Genomic DNA, 17,958 nt, shown 5'->3' on the forward strand with positions numbered 1-17,958 from the left:
GGGTTCTCCTGTCAGGCAGCCGGAGCGTCGGTGGTGGTGCGTTCGGCGCGGAGGGTGTCGCGCAGGGTGCGGGCGCCCGCGGCGGAGGTGCGGACGGCCTTGCGGATGCGGTCGGCGGTCAACTCGTCGGCCGACCAGTCGGCTGTCACCGACCGGGCCTCCGCGAGGAGTTGGTCGGGTGTGCGGCGGGGCCGGGCGGTGCGGGCCGAGTCGGGTACCCGACCGGTCGCCCGGCGCGGTCGGGTCGAGGCAGCCGCGGCGACGGCCGCCGGACGGCCGACCGGCACGACCGGCGGTGCGTCGGTCGGCTTGGGTGCGGACCCAACTCGCTTGCGTGTACGGCGAGTTGGTCGGATCCGGATCCGCACCGACCACCGCCGACCCGACCGCGCCGGTTCACACAGGTCAGACCCCGACTGATTTGCGGTATCTTCAGTCGTTTTCTTCGTATTTGCGGGGTTCTGTGCGAGGGTGTCGGCCATCTCGGCGGCGGCCCTGTTCGCCCTGCTGTGCAGCTCGGGGGTCATGCCGGGCTTGTCGCTGCCGTGCACGATCTCCCATGCCTGCTCCCATGCGGTCGACTCGGAGAGGGTGCCGAGCGGGGCGGCGGACAGGAGTCGGGTGGCGACCCGACGCACCCGACGGTGGTGGCGTCGGCGTCGGGCGGCGTGGCGGCGGCGTTCGCGGGCGTCCTCGTCGCGGGCGGCGAGGGTGGACACCCACTGCCGGATCTCGAAGACGACCGGACCCAGCAGCGTGACGGCGGCCAGACCGACGCCGGCCGCCTGCGCGTCGGCGGCGGAGAGGCCGGAGAGGTGGAGGCCGTAGCCGTAGTTGATGGACGCGGCGAACCCCGCAGCGGCGGCGACGAGGGCCCGCAGGAGCCAGCGGACCCACGCGGGGGCACCGCGGGTATCGGCGTAGGCGACGCCGGCCGCCATCACCCACGCGGCGCCCTCCACCCCGAGCGGGACGGGCAGCAGCATCGGCGAGATGCCGACGAAGTGGAGGATCTGCGCGGGGAGGGAGGCCAGGCCGGAGGCGACGACCAGGGAGAGGGTGCCGGTGCGGTAGATCCGCTCCGGCGTCAACGCCTGCTGGCGCCGCTCGGCCCGCTCTTGCCGCCGCTGCTCGCGGGCGATGCGGTCGGTGCTCTTGTCGGTGCGGGCCTGCTCGCGCAGGCGCGCGGTCCGTTCATCCTCCGCCTGCTGGCGTCGGGCCCTGCGGTCGTCGGCGGCGGCGGCGTTGAGGCGGCGCTGTTCGGCGTGGGCGGCCTTGTCGGCCCTGTCCTCCTGGCGGTAGGTGCTCAGGCTCATGTGGCACCCCCCGCCGTCTCGGTGGTGCAGCCGACCGCGTACACGTGCCACACGACCTCGTAGCGCCTCGCCTGGAACTCCAGCGACGACTGGTCACCGATCCGGCTCATGAAGAGCGCCTCGGCGGGGACGTCCAGCGCCTCGCGCCACGCCTCCACATGGGCGGGGTGCTTAAGCTGCACGGTCAACGCGTTCGCGGTCACCTGGCTGGAGACGAGGTAGGCGCCGGGCAGGTCCGGGTGGCTGACCGCGATCCCGGCCAGGCAGGACAGCGCCGGTGCCTGCGCGGCCATCGTCCCGGCGCTCATGCCGCACCGCCGGAGTGGGTGGCGGCGTGGTCGGCCAGGTCCCGGCGGGCGGCCAGCACGCGGCGGCGGGCGCGGCGCAGGCGGCGTTCGTCCAGCTCGGACGGGACGCGGTCGAGGACGGCGATCTGGGCGTCGAGCAGGTCCAACTCGGCGGTGATGACCGGCATCTCGGCGTCAATCGCGTCGAGTTCCGCGGCCGACGGGCCGCGGTCCTGCTCGGCCTGATCCAGCGCGGCGAGCAGATGCAGTGAGAGAATCTTCATGGGTCTGGTGTCCTTCCAGGTTGAAGAGCGACGGCCCGATGCGGCCCCGGTGTTCCAGCACCGGGGCCGCGCCGTCGTGCGGCGGAGGTCAGTCGATGTAGTCGTCGGCGGCGGCGATGAAGCGCATCCAGGCGCCCGTGGCCGCTTCCCGCACGGTGTCCAGCACTTCGCTGTCGGCCGCGCCGGCGATGGCGTAGACGGCGACGGCCGCCTCAGCCGCGGCGGCGGCGAGGGCGGGGTCCAGGGCCGTCACGGTGGCGAGCGGCGCGGTGATGGCCGCCGACGTGGTGTTGCTGCGGGCCCGCGCATCACGCCAGGCGGGGCCGGGCCCTCCGTACAGCAGACGCAGGGACTCGCACTGCCACACGGCCATCCGATGGCCGCCCAGAGCGTTGATGAGGTCGTTCACGGCGATGGTGAGCTGCTGGCGGGTGTCCTCGTCCCGGCGGGCGGCGGTCCGCTCGGCGCGGGTCCTGCGCTGCTGGAGGAGGTGGACGGACGCTGTCCCCAGCACCACCGGGGCCAGTACGGCGATCAGGCTGTTCCGCATAACGGTCTCCTGTCGTGACGGCGGGTGGTCAGTTGCTGAAGTGGGCGGTGGCGGCAGCCAGGAGGCGATCGGAGGCGGCGGTGGCGGCGTCCCGCAGAGCCTCCAGCTCCGTGATGCGGGGGGCACCGCGCAGGGCGTAGGTGGCGTTGGCCGCCTCGTTCGCGGCGGCGGCCAGGGCGGGGGCCAGCACGGTGACGGTGGTCAGGGGCGCGGTGATGGCCGAGCGGGTGGTGTGGCTGTGGGCCCGCGCGTCCTTGTAGGCGTCCCCGGTCGTGCCGGCCAGACGCAATTCCTCGCGCAGCCACATGGCCAGGCGATGGTCGGCCAGAGCGGCTACCAGGGCGGTCACCGCGGTGAGTTGGGCCGTGGCCTTCTCAGCGGCACGCTGCTCGGCGCGCTCGGCTCGTGAGGCGCGCTGCTGGAGCGCGTAGGCGGTGATCGAACCCGCCAGGGTGCCGAGGACGGCAATGATGCTGCTCCACATAGGAGGTCTCCTGCTCCTGGTAGAGGGTCAGACGGTGGCGATCAGGAGTGCGGCGACGAACAGCCAGAGGTGGTGGAAGGACTGGTCCAGCGCGTAGGCGCCGGTGCCGAGGGTCGCGGCGGGCGTGCCTTCGGCGGTGACGGGGTGCGCGGGGTGGGCGCCGGTGCCGAGGCTGTAGAACTCGCTCTTCCCGGTGACCTTGGCGAGCCAGGCGAGGGTGGAGCGGCGGTCGGCCCACCAGTGGGTGACCGCGTCCACGCCCATACCGGCCACCAGGCCGGCGGCGGACAGGTGCAGACCCAGCAGCGCGGCAGCGGGCAGCAGCAGGATCAACTTGGTGGCGGTGAGGGTGGCGACGTGCCGGGTGTCGGCCAGGCGGCCGATCCAGCCGGGCTTGCCCTTGTCGGCGGACTGCGGGAAGGTCTGGATCCAGTGGTCGCCGACGCTGTGGCCGACGTAGAGGGCGGCGAAAACAGCGGCGAAGGCGGCAGCGGTGTCGGGCATGATGGTCTCTCCTGGTCTGTGACGGATCTGGGAGTGAAGGGCGGCCGTACGCCGGGAAGTGGACGGCCGCCCTTCGGCTGTCGGTCGCGCACCCCCCTCGGCCTCCCGGGCGGGAGGCCGAGGGGGGTGCGCGCTCGCTACGGCGAGGCCGGAGGCCCGCACGGTGTGCGGGCCTCCGGGGCGAACTCGCGCTAGTCGTCCAGGTCTTCGGGGACGGCGGACTCGCCGGCCGCCTCGCGCCGCTCCATCTCGGCGCTGACCACGTCGGAGTCCGCGATGGACAGGCCGGGCATGTCGGCCGGCGACACGGTGCCGCCGTTTTCGTCGTCGTAGTCGTGGTAATCGCGCATTGAAGTCCTCTCTCCCTGCGGAGCGGACGGCTGTCCGGCTCCCTGCAACCTCGGCCGTACAGCGCAAGAGCGCTGGACGGCCGAGGAGGCAGCCGGCCGAAGCGCGAGGCTCCGGACGGAAGTTGTGCGTGCGCGGTCTTGCACCCGCGCGGCCGTCACTTACGGGGGAGACGGCTCAGAAACCCGCACTCTGTTCAGTTTTCAAAGACCGTGGCTTCCTTCGGGCTCACTCCCGTTGCCGGGGCCCTCCGGGCGCTGCTGTGCGTTTGCGCAGGCCAAAGAAGGCCCGCTCACACCCTCCAGCCTGACCAACTTGGCTAGCCCGGTGGGCGCAAGAACAACGTAGCCATCTTGGCTAGCCACGTCAACATCTGACTATCCTGGCTGCCTTGAAACGGGGTCGGGGGACGTAACATCGAGGCATGACCTTCACGCCCGAACCCTTGGATCCGGACGACGACCGGCCGCCGTATGAGCAGGTGGCGAGCAGTCTTGGCGCCGCCATTCGGACGAGGAAGCTAGCCCCCGGCGACAAGCTCCCGTCGCACAAAGACCTCACTGATCTGTACGGATTCGCCCGCGCCACCATCCAGCGGGCGCTCCGGGACTTGGAAGACGAGGGTCTCGTCGTATCCCGCAAGGGCAGCGGTGTGTACGTCCGCAACCGCACGGAGCGGCCGGCGGGTCTGCGCCCGTACGTGGAGCAGGCGTTCGCCAGCACGAACGTCTCGATCGACTTCGCCGGGTTCTCCAGCGAGACCCTGCACAGCGCCCTTCAGGAGCCCATCGACAAGATTCGTGTCGGCCGACTGACACCGTCGAGCATCAACATCCGAATCCTGGTGCCGGACATGTCAGTGCCCCACGCGGCGCCCGTGCGCCGCGACGATGGAGCGGATGACCCGCGCCTACGCCGCCGCATGCACGACATGATGGTCGGCTTCACGCGCAGCATCACCAACGCCATTAACGAGTTGAGCGTCCTCGGACTGGTGGCGGAGACGAACGTCAGCGTGCGGGTGCACCGCGGAACGCAGTTCTTCAAGCTGTACGTGGTCAACCAGGAAGATGCGTTCTTCGGGTACTACCCCATCCGGCCCAACAAGGTGGTCGCAGAGGGGGAGGTCATCGAGATTTACGACCTAGTGGGGTCCGACGCCACGCTGTTCCACTACTCCGTGAACGAGGGCGAATCGTCGAGCGGCGCGCAACAGGTCGAACAGGCCCGCATGTGGTTCGACAGCGTGTGGAACACCATCGGAAGGGACCTTGGCCCTGATGGGAAGTAACAAGCTCTCCGAGGTCTTCGGAGCCACCAGCGGAGTCCTGTTCGACTTCGACGGGCCGATCTGCGACGTATTCGCGGGTCGGCCCGCCCCCGGCGTCGCACGGGATCTCTCGGAGGTCGTCACCCGGCACGACGCAACCCTCGGCAGCAAGGTGCGCGGTGTCGACGACCCGATGGAGATCCTTCGCCTTGCCGCGCAGGGTGGCGAGTCGGTCATCCGGGCAATCGAAGAATCACTGACCAAAGCCGAAGTGTCGGCCGTCAAGGTCGCGGGCCCGCCCGTCCCCGGCGCGGTCGCTGCCCTGGAAGCGGCGCATTCATCTGGGCGAAAGGTCGCCGTGGTCAGCAACAATTCCACGGCCTGCGTGCGGGCGTTCCTGATGCTGCACGACCTTCGCCACCTGGTGCACGAGGTCATTGGACGCGCCGCCTACCGGCCGGATCTGATGAAGCCCGACCCCCACTCGTTGCTACACGCCGCCGCACGACTCCGCGTGCACCCCCATCACTGCACACTCATCGGGGACTCGGTGACAGACGTCGAGGCATCTCGTGCTGCTGGAGCGATGTGCATCGGCTTCGCCAACAAGTCGCACAAGGTGGTCGCTCTGGCTGAGGCGGGGGCCGATGCGGTAATCACCGACATGACCGCTGTGGCCGACGCTCTGGCGTCGAGGCCCGGCGGCCTGTAGGCCGTCTGAGGCAGGGGGCCAAACGGGGGGCCAAATGAGGCGGACAGTCAAAGACAGCGCTGGACACCCACGGACGATGACCACGGTCAGCGCCGATGCAGCCGAACCTATCGCGGAGGTCCCAGACGGCAGCGATCCCGTTCGGGACGAAGAGGTCGTGGGTTCAAATCCCGCCACCCCGACTGAGAAGTAGCAGGTCAGGCCCGGTTTTCGGAAACGGAAACCGGGCCTGATGCGTTTCCGGGGCGAGCGAGAAGTGAGACTTGGGATCCGGGTACACCGGGTGCCGTTCGTTGACGCCCCTTCAGGGCTCGCTCTGCGTTTGCCGGGTGCGATGTCAGAAGTGATCCGCGCCACAAGAGCCGGCGCCCTCAGGCCATCCGACGAGCCCGCCCGTCCCGGGCCGTGTTCGTGGCCCAGGTCGGGCGGCGGGAAAAACGCCGCGCCATTCGCCACCGGTCCCTCCCCTCGTGGGGACCGGTGCCGAACGGCGCGGGCGGCGGTCCGCGTCGTACCGGTGCGGGTCCGGAATGGGCCGGACCCGTGGTCGACGCGGCGGTGGTCCGGATCGGACCGGCTCCGGAGATCTCTTGCGCTCGTGCGCCGAGACCGTCGCCACCTGCTCGTGGCTCCGGTGGAAGGTGACCGAGAACATGCATCAAGAGTTGTCTCTCCGAGCAATGAGCTGGTGGCCTGTCCGGGCAACGCCCGGCTGGTGCGCCGCTGCATCGTGATCCTGCCAGCTGCGGCTCCCGCATAGGAGGTTCCGGCTTCGGGTAGACGGCTTAACCACAGGTCAGACAGCTAGGGTGAGTTTTCCGGTCCGGATGTCAGAGCGCGGGGGAAGTAAGGGGTGGAGACCTTGAGTTCCGACTCAGGGGCACGCACAGCCTTCGCGGAGCATCTCGCGCTGCTGTACAAGGAGGCCGGCAACCCTCCCCTCAAAAAGGTGGCCGAGGCGGTCGTCAGGCTGCAGCGGGTCGATGAGCGAGGGCGGCCCGTACGGGTGTCCGTGCAGCGGATCAGCGACTGGCGGCGGGCCAAGAACGTGCCGGCGCAGTTCGCCGCGCTCGCCGCGGTGCTGCACATTCTGATCCCCCAGGCGCGGCGCCTGCGGCCCGCCCCGGTATCCGCCGGTCTGTACGACCTCGCCCAGTGGCAGCGTCTGTGGGAGCGAGCGGTCGCCGACCCGGTGGGCGACCGCGCCGCGGCGTCCGCCCAGGAGGAGGAGCGCGACCCGGCCGATCCCGTGACGGTCTCCGGTGTCTGCCCGTACCGGGGGCTGGCTTCGTACCGTCAGCACGACACCCGGTGGTTCTTCGGCCGGGCGCGGAGCACGGATGCCCTCGTGGCTCAGCTCCGCGCGGCGGAGGAGACGGGCGGTCTGGTCATGCTCGTGGGCGCCTCGGGGGCGGGAAAGTCCTCCCTGCTGAACGCCGGCCTGGTGCCCGCGTTGCAGAAGGGGGCGCTGGGTGACGAGAGCGGCAAGGAGAGGGAGGTGCTGCAGCTCGTGCCGGGGGCCGCGCCTCTCGCGGAGCTGACCCGCCGGATTCCCGAGCTGGCACGCGTCGTCGCCACCGCGGACGACACCGGCGCCGCGCACTTCACGCGTGCGGTGCGGGAAGCCGTCACGGCGTGGGCGCACCGCGAAACGGCCTCCGCCGCCCGCCCGGTCGTGATCGTGGATCAGTTCGAGGAGGCGTTCACCCTCTGCTCGGACGAGGCGACCAGGCGCACGTTCATCCAGCTCCTGCACGCCGCGTGCACGCCGGCCGACCCCGCCGGCCCGGCCCCCGTGCTCGTCATCGTCGGCATACGCGCCGACTTCTACGAGCAGTGCCTGGGGTATCCCGAACTGGCCGACGCGCTACAGCACCGGCACATGGTGCTCGGGCCGCTGACCACCACGGAGCTGCGCGAGGTGGTGACGGGACCGGCCAAGGCCGTGGGCCTGGAACTCGAACCGGGGCTCGCAGAACTGATCGTCCGGGAGGTGAGCGCCGACGGCGCCAACGGGGCGCACGACTCCGGCGTGCTGCCGCTCCTGTCCCACGCCCTGCTCGCCACCTGGCAGCGGCGGAAGGCGGGCAGGCTGACGCTGTCCGGCTACCGCGCGGCGGGCGGAATCCAGGGAGCGGTGGCGGCGACCGCCGAACGGGCCTGGTCCGGCCTCGATCCGACGGCGCGGACGGCCGCGCGGCTGCTGCTCCTCCGGCTGGTCAGGCTCGGCGAGGACACCCAGGCCACCCGCAGGCGGGGGACGCGGCGTCAGCTCGCGGACGAGTCGACAGATCCGAACAAAACGGAGGAATCGCTCGAAGCGCTGGTCCACGCCCGCCTGGTGACGCTCGACTCGGATGCCGTCGAGATCACCCATGAAGCTCTGCTGCACGCCTGGCCGCGCCTGCGCGACTGGATCGACGAGGACCGGAACGACAACCTGCTGCGCCAGCGGCTTGAGGAGGACGGCAGGGCCTGGGAGGGCTCGGACCGCGACACCTCGCTGCTCTACCGGGGTTCGCGCCTGGAGCAGGCCCGCGACTGGGCGAAGTCCGCCGGTGACACCTATCTGACCCGCAGTGCGGTGGAATTCCTGGCCGCTTCGGTCAGGCTGCGCAAGCGCACGGTCTGGATCAGCCGTGGTGCGGTGGCGGCGCTGGTCGTCATGGCGATGCTGGCCGCCGGTTCCGCGGTGATCGCGTGGAAGCAGCGGGACGACACCGTCTTCCAGCAGGTGCTCGCCGAAGCCGATCGCGCCCAGTACACGGACCCCTCCTTGTCGGCTCAGCTCGACCTGGTGGCGCACCACTTGCGGCCCGAGGACGAGGGCACGAACAACCGGCTGGTCTCGATGGTGAACGCCCCGCTGGCCACGCCGCTCCTGGGCCACAGCGGCGCCGTCTACCTCACCTCGTTCAGCCCGGACGGGAAGATCCTGGCCACCGCCAGCTACGACCGGACCGTCCGGCTGTGGAACGTGGCGGACCCGGCGCACCCCAAGCCCCTGGGCGCCCCCCTCACCGGCCACACGAGCTGGGTGAGCAGCGCCGTCTTCAGCCCGGACGGGCACACGCTCGCCAGCGCTTCGGACGACGGCACGGTCCGGCTGTGGAACGTGCGGGATCCCCGCCATCCGCGGCTGCTCGGCGCTCCCCTGGCCGGCCACCACGGCACGACCTACCTGCTGGCCTTCAGCCGCGACGGGCGCACGCTGGCAACCGCCAACGAGGATCACACCGTTCGCCTGTGGGACATCCGCGACCTGCGCAGGCCCAAGTCGCTCGGCGCCTTGACCGGCCACACCGCCGCCGTACGCTCCGTGGCGTTCAGCCCCGACGGGCGGACGCTGGCGGCCGGGGGCGACGACCACTCGATCCGGCTGTGGGACCTGGCCGATCCGCGTCATCCGGCGCCGGTCGGCAAGGTGTTGACCGGCCACACCGGAACGGTGCATTCCGTGGCCTTCAGCCCCGATAGCCGCACGCTCGCCAGTGGCGGCGCGGACAACACCATCCGGCTGTGGAACGTGTCCGAACCACGTCACGCGGCGCCGCTCGGCGCGCCGCTCACCGGGCACACCGGCCCCCTGTGGTCCGTGGCCTTCAGTCCCGACGGAAACATGCTCGCCGCCGGCAGCGCGGACAGCACGGCGAGCCTGTGGAACGTCAGCGATCCGGCATACCCGTCGCAGGTCGGCGAGCCCCTCGCGGGCGGCAGCGGCGAGATGTACGCGGTGGGCTTCAGCCCGGACGGGCGGACCCTCGCCACCGGGAGCGGCGACAGCAAGGTCCGCCTGTGGTCGATACCGACGTCGAACATGGTCGGCAACATCGGGGCGTTCCGCCCGGACGGGCGGGTGCTCGCCACGGCTGCCCGCGACGAACGGGTGCGGCTGTGGAACGTGCAGACCCCCAACCGGCCCGTGGTGCTGGGCAAGCCGTTCCTGCCCGCGAAGGGCGACGTGCGTGCGCTGGAGTTCTCCCCCGACGGCCACACGCTCGCGGTGCTGACGGGAAGCCGTGCCGTGCAGTTGTGGAACGTCGCCGACCCGGCCCGTCCCGTCCCCCACGGGCCGCCCGTCGCGCTGCGGACGCGCTTCGCGGGCCCCGGTGCGCTGGCGTTCAGCCCGGACGGGCGCACGCTGGCAACCGCCTATGACGACAACACGATCCAGTTGTGGAACGGCCGCGACCCGTCCCGCCTCCGTCCGCTCGGCGCACCGCTCACCGGCCACAAGGGCTACGTCAACTCCCTCGCCTTCAGCCCGGACGGGCGCACCCTCGCCAGCGGCAGCGCGGACGCCACCGTCCGGCTCTGGAACACCGTCGACCCACGTCACGCCACCCTGCGAGGCGCACCTCTGAGGGGGCACCTGGGCCCTGTCAACGCGCTCGTCTACAGTCCGGACGGCCATACGCTGGCCAGCGGCAGCGACGACGACACCGTCCGGCTCTGGAACACCACCGATCCCGTCGAGGCGACCCCGCTGGGCGCTCCCCTCACGGGCCACACCCAGGCGGTCGTGTCGCTGACGTTCAGCAAGGACGGCCGGACCCTGGCGAGCGGCGGCAACGACAACACGGTCCGGTTCTGGAACGTCGCGTTCCCCGCCAGGGCCGATCCCATAGGCCAGTCGACGAGCCCCAACGCCAAGGCGGGCAATTTCTTGTCGTTCAGCCCGCAAACCCACATGCTCGGGGTGTCGAGCGGCGCCGGCACCGTCCGGCTGTGGGACCTGGACTCCGAGAAGGCCATTCGTCGCATTTGTTCGACCACCCGCGGCGTTCTCACACCGGAAAAGTGGCGCGAGTATCTGCCGCAACTCTCGTACGACCCACCGTGCGGCACGTAAGAAAGCCGAGGCCGGGACGACGTCACATGGCAGGGCGCCAGGCGGATGACCTCGATCGGCTCTGCGCCGCGATCGATTCCCCGATTCCCCTTGCCAGGCACTCCGCCTTCCCCTTGCCGGACGCCTCGCCGTGACTCCGATCACAACTCCGCGTGACAATTATGAAGTTGACTCCCGCTACGCAGATAGCCTTGCTAGTCTTGGCAGTAGCCCGATCGCTGGTGCATCCCCCGTCGCCAGCGATCGGGCGTTTTCATGCCCTGCGCAGCACGTGAACGGCCTGAGCGGCTGAGCGGGACGGGGTTCAGCACGCCCCTTGGATGTCGATTCCGACGCCCTGACTCCTCGCCGCACTCCCTTGACCTGACACGATCCCGCCATTCCGACGGCTGTCATCAGCCATCTCCAACCGCGCATCCCATTTCGCGGCGCCTTAATGCGGGTTCGCGGAGTCGTGGACTCATGGGTTCAAACCCCATATCCCCATGCAGAAACAAAGGATCAGCCCTGAATTTCCTTCAATGAGAAACTGAATGCTCAATCATCGGCAAGAGAAACCTCCGTCGATTTGATCAGCGCGACGACCGGGGAACCGACGGCAAGACCCAGGTCGAGCATCGCGTCCTTGGTGATGACGGCGGTGAACTCCCCACCCTCGACGTCCACCTTGACGCTCGCCATGGCGCCACCCATCGAGGCGTCGGTGACGGTGCCGGGGATCCGGTTGCGGATGCTCAGCCCCTCGACCGGCCCGGTGGCGAGGGCGACTTCGGTGGACTTGACCAAGGTGCGCACGGGCGAGCCCGCGACGAGCCCCAGCTCCTGGACGGCTTCGAGGGTGATCGCGGCCGTGACGTCCTGCCCGCCCACCAGCCGGACCGCGACCGTCGCCATGGCTTCACCAGGCGTGACGGACGTGACGACGCCGGGGATCTGATTGCGGATACTCAGGCTCATGGGAACGCCTCGATCGATGGAGGTGGAGGTGGAGGTGGAGGTGGAGTGGAATATGGCGGTTTTGGCGGTTTCGACACCTCTCCATCCTCACCACAGCTTCCCTCCGCCCGCAGTTTCGAGGGCACGCGGCGGCGCCGACCGCGTCGCGGCCACGCGATGACAGCCCCAACTCTCCACAAATCCACTGACACGACCCACGGACGCTGATATTTTCATTAGCGAAGCTAAATAGGTGACGGAAGGGAACCCATGACCCAGCAGCAGTGGACTGCCGTCGACAACTACTTCACCACCCTGCTCACGCCGCACGACGAGGTGCTGGACGCCGCGCTCCGCGCGAGCGACGCGGCCGGCCTCCCGCAGATCGCCGTCGCCCCGAACCAGGGGAAGCTGCTACAGCTCCTCGCCGAGATCCAGGGCGCCCGGCGCATCCTCGAAATCGGCACGCTCGGCGGCTACAGCACCATCTGGCTCGGCAGGGCCCTCCCCGATGACGGGTATCTGCTCACCCTGGAGGCCAGCGCCGAGCACGCAGCGGTGGCGCGCGCCAACCTGGCCCGCGCCGAGCTGCCGCAGGCCGAGGTGCGCGTCGGTCCCGCACTCGACACCCTGGCGCAGCTCGTGGCCGAGGACACCGAGCCGTTCGACCTGGTCTTCATCGACGCCGACAAGCCGAACAACCCGCACTACCTGGAGCGGGCCCTCCAGCTCACCCGCCCCGGAAGCCTGATCGTCGGCGACAACGTCGTACGCGGAGGGGAGGTCATCGAATCCGACAGCAGCAACCCGACGATCCAGGGCGTACGCAGCTTCCTCGAACTCACCGCCACCCACCCGAAGTTGACCGCCACCGCGCTGCAGACCGTGGGCAGCAAGGGGTACGACGGCTTCTCCCTGGCTCGCGTGGCGGGCTAGCCGGCCTGCGGCGACGGAGGGGGAGGGGGAGGGTGCGGCAGACCCCCTTCACCCCCTCCCCTCCACCCCGGACGAGTGAATTATGTAGCGCTCGATAAAAAATATGCTACGGTCATTTCATAGTGTTCGCTACACAAACACGGGGGCTGTCTCATGCCTGAACTCGCACTGCCTGAACCGACCTTCGCCCGCACCGTTCGCGGCACGGGCCCGGGGCTTCTGCTCGCCCATGGAGCCGGCGGAAGCATCGCGGCCAATTACGGCCCGATCCTCAACGGTCTCGCCGCCGAGCACACTGTCGTCGGCGTCGACTACCCCGGCACGGGCGACACCCCTCGCTCCGCATCCCCGCTCTCTCTCGACGAGTTGGCCGACCAGGTCGTCGCCGCCGGCGTGGCCGAGGGCTTGGGTTCCTTCGCGGTGGCCGGTTACTCCGTGGGCACGGCCGTCGCCCTTCGCGCCGCGACCCGGCACCCCGAGCGGGTCACGGCACTCCTCCTGACCGCGCCGTTCGCGCAACCGGATGCGCGGCTGCGCCTCTCCGCCAACCTCTGGCGAGATCTCCATGTCTCCGGGGACCACGCGCAGTTGGCGTCTTTCCTCATCCTGGCGACGCTGAGCCCGTCGGCGCTGGAGGCCGTCCCCGCCAACGATCTGGGAGCTGTCCTGCATGCCGCAGCGCAGACCCTTCCGCCGGGCACGGCCGAACACGCGGAGTTGACCGCTCGCATCGACGTCCGCGCGGACCTCGCTCGCGTCTCCGTTCCGACGCTCGTCATCTCCACCACGGAAGACCTCCTGGTGAGCCCCGCTCTGCACCGCACGGTCGCCACCGGCATCGCCGGTGCCGAGCTGGCCGAACTCGCCACCGGCCACCTGCCCTTCTCGGAACGCCCCGACGAGTGGCTCCAGCTCATAGCGGCCTTCCTCCGCAAAACGGCGCAGCAGGACGGGAGTTGAAGGATCGGGGCGGAGGGCTGACCTCCCACCTCCCCTCTGCTCCCTTCTCTAACTCCCCTTTTCCTATCCCCTCTCCTTGTCCAGGGCGGCACGCCAGATGATGGTCTGCGCGTCTGCCCCCTGGCCCTGGAAGACGACCGTGACGGGGTGATCCTCCTTGGGCAGCATGTGAATGGAGCACTGAGTCACCGCGCGCCCCGGTGCGACCATCTTGTTCGGCAGGGCGCCGGGGCATCGGCTGACGCCACCCCCGCCGATGTCGATCAGGGTGATCCTCTTCGCGTCCCGGCCACCGGCGCTCCGGAGCACCACGCCGTCCTGCATGCTCGGATAGAGGTCGTGGGTACCGGTGTTGCGGTACTCCACGGTGACGTAATACGGGACCAGCTTCTTCTCGTCCGCGTCCAGGTCGAAGCGGCTCAGATCGGCTACCACCCCGGCACGCACGCTCTTCGGTGTGACGTCGATCGTCACCCGGCGGCCGTCGCTGTCCTCCCATACGGATCCGGCCTGCCTGCCTGCGGGCAGCACACCGGCACCGGAGGCGTTCGTGCCGTCGACCTTCCAGATGAGCGGGCCATCCGCATCGTCCTGGTAGGAGACGGTCGCCGGCTGAGCCTCCTTCGGCAGCATGAAGATCTGGCACACCTCAGCTGTTTCACCCACCGCCAGCTTCGCCGAGCCGCTCTCCCTGCATGCCTCCGGGAGCCCTGAACTCGTCGCCAACGGGGCGGACATCAGCGAAACCCGCTCACCGGGACGGCCGTCCACTCCGTTGACCGAGAAGTTGCTCTCCGGATTCGCCGCGCTGATGGGGCTCTTGCCGGTGTTGGTGTAGGAGACGGTGAGGTAGTACGGCATCAGCCCCTTGAGGCTGTCGTCCAGACGGACGTGTGCGAGGTCGGACGGGGCGCCGCGCGCCAGGCGGGTGGGCGTGAGGCGCAGCTGGTGCACGCGGTCGCCGGAGTCGGTCCAGGTCGCCTGGTGGGCGGTGACGTGTATCGGCAATGCGTGAGCCGCCGTGGCCGTTGCGGAGGGGTTCGACGATGGTGCGCCGGCCGACTGCGGGCCGGCACACGCCGTACCCCACAGCAGAAGCATGCCCGCTCCGGCGACCCCGGCCATCCGCCTACACACCCGCGCCCGTATCCGTATCCGCACGTAACCCCCTTGGCAGGTGAGGAATGCCGAAGCACCCGAGGCACCCATTGCATCGATCCGGACAACTGGCCGGAACAGTGCGTCAGATTAGCCGTGCGGCCGTGCCATGGCCGACGGCGGCAGGGTGGGAGGCGTCACGCAGGGCGGGTGGCCTTCAGGGAGTACATGAGAGGCATACGGGGGCGGTCGGAGGGAGGACGGTAGAAGCCGTCGTCGCCGCGCTGGAGGGCCGCGAAGCGCTGGAACATCGTCATGTCGTGTTCGTGCAGGAAATCGATGCGCAGCCCGGCGGCGGCCACCGCGCTGACGACGTCGCCCAGCGGATGCTGCCACTCGACGCTGCGGTTGTTCACCGTGGGCGCGTCGAAGTCCGTGTAGGTGCCGGGGGTTTCCTCCACCCACGCGTCGCGGCTGAAGTAGTCGTACGTGAGGCGCGACCCCGTTTCTTCGTCCAGGGCATCGCACAGCGGGTGGAATTCGGCGAGGTAGAGGAAGCCTCCGGGGGCGACGAGCGAGGCTGCCGTTTCCGCCCATCGGACGATATCCGGCAGCCAGTTCAGGGCTCCGATCCCTGTGTAGACGATGTCGTAGGAGGAGTCCGGGACAGCCTCGGCGGCGTCGTAGACGTCGGCGGCCACGAACGATGCGCGGTCCGGACCGTATCCGAGTTCGGCGGCGGTCTCGCGGGCGGTCTCGATGGCCGGCTCGGAGAAGTCCAGGCCGACGACGTGGGCAGCACCGCGGTGGGCCCACGAGAGGGTGTCCTGGCCGAAGTGGCACTGGAGATGCAGGAGGGTGCGGCCGGTCACGTCGCCGACCTCGGCCACCTCGAAATCGCGCATGGTGTCCCGGCTGCGGCAGAACCCCTCGTGGTCGTAGTAGTCGCTCGCCCGGTGGATGGGAACGCGCTCGTCCCACATGGCGCGATTGGCCTCACGCCAGTCGTCAGGACCCGTCTGTATCCCCATGCCGAGAAGTTATCCACAGGCGAACGCCCTCGCCAACGGAATTATCGCGACCGGGCGCAGAATGGGGCCATGACTGACGAGACCACAGGCGCCGACCACGCCACCGACCCGACCGACCCGCAGAATCCCCGTGCGCCGCACGGCACCCGTGCGGTTTCCGCCCCTGCCGGATCCGACACCGCCGATGTCACCGGATCCGGCATGCCGGACTGGGAGAAGCGGTTCCGTGCCCCGCGGGTCGGGCTGCCGGACTGGGCCGAGGACGCTCCGGACCGTTCCCTGTTCGTCTCCAACGCGACGGGCACCTTCGAGCTGTACGCATGGGACCGGGCGACCGGTGCGCAGCGCCAGGCCACCGACCGGCCGAACGGCACGACGGACGGCACGCTGTCACCGGACGGCGAGTGGATCTGGTGGTTCTCCGACACCGACGGCGATGAATTCGGCGTCTGGATGCGGCAGCCGTTCGGCGGCGGCGCCGACGAGCCGGCCACACCGGGGCTGGAAGCTTCGTACCCCGGGGGCCTGGCGATCGGGCGGGACGGATCCGCGGTGGTCGGCCGCTCCACCGACGATGAGGGCTCGACGGTCCACGTGGTCCGGCCCGGGGAGCCGCCGCTGGAGATCTACCGTCACCACGAATCGGCTGGTGTCGGTGACCTCTCGCACGACGGCTCGCTCATCGCGATCGAGCACACCGAGCACGGCGATGCGATGCACTCCGCGATCCGTGTCGTGCGACCGGACGGTTCGACGGTCGCCGAGCTGGACGACACCAAGGGCGGCACCGAGGAGCTTGGCCTGTCGGTGATGGGGTTCGCGCCGGTCGACGGCGATGCCAGGCTGCTGGTCGGGCATCAGCGGCGGGGCCGCTGGGAGCCGATGATCTGGGATCCGCTGACCGGGGTGGAAACCGCTCTGGCGATCGATCTGCCCGGTGATGTCGGGGCCGACTGGTACCCGGACGGTTCGGCGCTGCTGATCGAGCACGAGTACCAGGCGCGCAGTGAGCTGTGGCGATACGGCCTGACCGCTTCCGGTGTGGCCGGGAAGGCACCCGCATCCGGTGTCGCTGCCGTATCCGGTGCCGCTGCCGCGTCCGGTGCGGGCGAAGAAGGCGCTGAGGGGCCGTTGACGCGGGTCGAGACGCCGACGGGAACGGTGTCCGGCGCGACGGCCAGGCCGGACGGGGCCGTGGAGTTCCTGTGGTCGTCGGCGGCTCAGCCGCCGGAGGTCCGCTCGACGAGCGGGAAGGTCGTGCTCGATCCGCCCGGGATGAAGGCACCCGAGTCGGTGCCGGTGACGGACACCTGGGTGGAGGGCCCCGGCGGCCGTATCCACGCGCTGGTGCAGCGGCCGGCCGGCGAGGGTCCTTTCCCGACGGTGTTCGACATCCACGGTGGCCCGACCTGGCATGACAGCGATGCGTTCGCCTCGTCACCGGCGGCCTGGGTGGACCACGGATTCGCGGTCGTCCGGGTCAACTACCGCGGCTCGACGGGCTACGGCCGTGCCTGGACGGACGCGCTCAAGCATCGCATCGGCCTGATCGAGCTGGAGGACATCGCCGCGGTGCGCGAGTGGGCCGTGGCCTCGGGCCTGGCAGACCCGGAGCGGCTGGTGCTGGCCGGCGGTTCGTGGGGCGGTTACCTGACGCTGCTGGGTCTCGGCGCACAGCCCGAGGCATGGGCACTGGGCCTGGCCGCGGTGCCGGTGGCGGACTACGTGACGGCGTACAACGACGAGATGGAAGCGCTCAAGGCGATGGACCGGACGCTGCTGGGCGGCACTCCGGAAGAGGTGCCGGAGCGTTTCGAGGCGTCGTCGCCGCTGACGTACGTGGACGCGGTACGGGCGCCGGTCTACATCTCCGCCGGTGTCAACGACCCGAGGTGCCCGATTCGGCAGGTGGAGAACTACGTCGAGCGGCTGGAACAGCGCAGCCACCCGCACGAGGTGTACCGCTACGACGCCGGGCACGGCTCCCTCGTCGTGGAGGAGCGCATCAAGCAGGTCCGCCTGGAGCTCGACTTCGCGCTGCGGTATCTGAAGGTCTGAGGCGGCGAGCCGCTGGTGATCAGCTGAGGGGGTGGGGCGGGGGGAGGGGGAGGGAGGGGCCCCCCCCCCCGACCCCCCCCCCCCCCCCCCCCCCCCCCCCCCCCCCCCCCCCCCCCCCCCCCCCCCCCCCGGCCCCCCCCCCCCACCCCCCCCCCCCCCCCCCCCCCAAGCCCCCCCCCCCCCCCCCCCCCCCCCCCCCCCCCCCCCCCCCCCCCCCCCCCCCCCCCCCCCCCCCCCCCCCCCCGCCCCCACCCCGTACCGCCCCCTACCTCACCCCAACCCCCGCCCCCTCATCCGCACCCGCGTCCGCGTCCGCGTCCGCACCCGCATCC

Annotated in this window: 16 protein-coding genes; 6 read left to right on the forward strand and 10 right to left on the reverse strand. The window is 70.3% G+C overall.

Going from position 1 to position 17,958, the window contains the following annotated elements:
* Positions 1-11: 11 nt before the first annotated feature.
* From ACGFNI_RS24110 to ACGFNI_RS24140, 7 genes are all read right to left on the reverse strand, one after another.
* Positions 12-1,316, reverse strand: coding sequence for a hypothetical protein (locus ACGFNI_RS24110; protein WP_393686694.1), 1,305 nt, complete (start codon positions 1,314-1,316; stop codon positions 12-14).
* The gene (locus ACGFNI_RS24115; protein WP_393686695.1) at positions 1,313-1,624 is read right to left on the reverse strand and encodes a hypothetical protein; all 312 of its coding nucleotides are present in this window, start codon (positions 1,622-1,624) and stop codon (positions 1,313-1,315) included. Before ACGFNI_RS24115 ends, ACGFNI_RS24110 begins: the two co-directional genes overlap by 4 nt.
* The gene (locus ACGFNI_RS24120) at positions 1,621-1,887 is read right to left on the reverse strand and encodes a DUF6284 family protein (RefSeq protein WP_393686696.1); all 267 of its coding nucleotides are present in this window, start codon (positions 1,885-1,887) and stop codon (positions 1,621-1,623) included. The genes ACGFNI_RS24115 and ACGFNI_RS24120 overlap by 4 nt, the downstream gene beginning before the upstream one ends.
* 88 nt (positions 1,888-1,975) lie before the next feature.
* The gene (locus tag ACGFNI_RS24125; protein WP_393686697.1) at positions 1,976-2,437 is read right to left on the reverse strand and encodes a protein kilB; all 462 of its coding nucleotides are present in this window, start codon (positions 2,435-2,437) and stop codon (positions 1,976-1,978) included.
* Positions 2,438-2,465: 28 nt separating this feature from the next.
* Positions 2,466-2,921 carry a protein kilB gene (locus ACGFNI_RS24130; protein ID WP_393686698.1) on the reverse strand — a complete coding sequence of 152 codons (456 nt, stop codon included), beginning with the start codon at positions 2,919-2,921 and terminating at the stop codon, positions 2,466-2,468.
* Between the two features lie 27 nt (positions 2,922-2,948).
* Positions 2,949-3,425, reverse strand: coding sequence for a transcriptional regulator (locus ACGFNI_RS24135; protein ID WP_393686699.1), 477 nt, complete (start codon positions 3,423-3,425; stop codon positions 2,949-2,951).
* A gap of 191 nt (positions 3,426-3,616) precedes the next feature.
* Positions 3,617-3,775, reverse strand: a complete 159-nt coding sequence (locus tag ACGFNI_RS24140; protein WP_393686700.1) for a hypothetical protein — start codon at positions 3,773-3,775, stop codon at positions 3,617-3,619.
* Positions 3,776-4,197: 422 nt separating this feature from the next.
* Here ACGFNI_RS24140 and ACGFNI_RS24145 point away from each other — a divergent pair, with 422 nt between their 5' ends.
* The 3 genes from ACGFNI_RS24145 to ACGFNI_RS24155 all read left to right on the forward strand — a co-directional run bounded on the left by ACGFNI_RS24145 (position 4,198) and on the right by ACGFNI_RS24155 (position 10,607).
* Positions 4,198-5,064, forward strand: a complete 867-nt coding sequence (locus ACGFNI_RS24145; RefSeq protein WP_393686701.1) for a GntR family transcriptional regulator — start codon at positions 4,198-4,200, stop codon at positions 5,062-5,064.
* Complete coding sequence (locus ACGFNI_RS24150) at positions 5,054-5,755, forward strand: HAD family hydrolase (protein WP_393686702.1); 702 nt, start codon at positions 5,054-5,056, stop codon at positions 5,753-5,755. The genes ACGFNI_RS24145 and ACGFNI_RS24150 overlap by 11 nt, the downstream gene beginning before the upstream one ends.
* 853 nt (positions 5,756-6,608) lie before the next feature.
* Positions 6,609-10,607 carry an AAA family ATPase gene (locus tag ACGFNI_RS24155; protein WP_393686703.1) on the forward strand — a complete coding sequence of 1,333 codons (3,999 nt, stop codon included), beginning with the start codon at positions 6,609-6,611 and terminating at the stop codon, positions 10,605-10,607.
* A gap of 537 nt (positions 10,608-11,144) precedes the next feature.
* On the opposite strand, the gene ACGFNI_RS24160 is transcribed toward ACGFNI_RS24155, so the two are convergent.
* A complete protein-coding gene (locus ACGFNI_RS24160; protein WP_393686704.1) occupies positions 11,145-11,564 on the reverse strand; it encodes a molybdopterin-binding protein in 420 nt (139 codons plus the stop codon).
* Positions 11,565-11,813: 249 nt separating this feature from the next.
* Between ACGFNI_RS24160 and ACGFNI_RS24165 the strand changes: the two genes are divergently transcribed.
* The gene (locus tag ACGFNI_RS24165) at positions 11,814-12,479 is read left to right on the forward strand and encodes an O-methyltransferase (RefSeq protein ID WP_393686705.1); all 666 of its coding nucleotides are present in this window, start codon (positions 11,814-11,816) and stop codon (positions 12,477-12,479) included.
* A gap of 153 nt (positions 12,480-12,632) precedes the next feature.
* Positions 12,633-13,439 (forward strand): alpha/beta fold hydrolase, encoded by an 807-nt coding sequence (locus ACGFNI_RS24170; RefSeq protein WP_393686706.1) that lies wholly within the window; start codon positions 12,633-12,635, stop codon positions 13,437-13,439.
* 63 nt (positions 13,440-13,502) lie between these two features.
* On the opposite strand, the gene ACGFNI_RS24175 is transcribed toward ACGFNI_RS24170, so the two are convergent.
* Both ACGFNI_RS24175 and ACGFNI_RS24180 read right to left on the reverse strand, forming a co-directional pair.
* The gene (locus ACGFNI_RS24175) at positions 13,503-14,447 is read right to left on the reverse strand and encodes a hypothetical protein (protein WP_393686707.1); all 945 of its coding nucleotides are present in this window, start codon (positions 14,445-14,447) and stop codon (positions 13,503-13,505) included.
* Positions 14,448-14,734: 287 nt separating this feature from the next.
* Positions 14,735-15,568, reverse strand: coding sequence for a class I SAM-dependent methyltransferase (locus tag ACGFNI_RS24180; protein ID WP_393686708.1), 834 nt, complete (start codon positions 15,566-15,568; stop codon positions 14,735-14,737).
* A gap of 201 nt (positions 15,569-15,769) precedes the next feature.
* Between ACGFNI_RS24180 and ACGFNI_RS24185 the strand changes: the two genes are divergently transcribed.
* Positions 15,770-17,626, forward strand: coding sequence for a S9 family peptidase (locus tag ACGFNI_RS24185; protein ID WP_393686719.1), 1,857 nt, complete (start codon positions 15,770-15,772; stop codon positions 17,624-17,626).
* Positions 17,627-17,958: the final 332 nt, after the last annotated feature.

It is taken from the genome of Streptomyces sp. NPDC048644, from assembly GCF_043199105.1.
Lineage (GTDB): Bacteria > Actinomycetota > Actinomycetes > Streptomycetales > Streptomycetaceae > Streptomyces.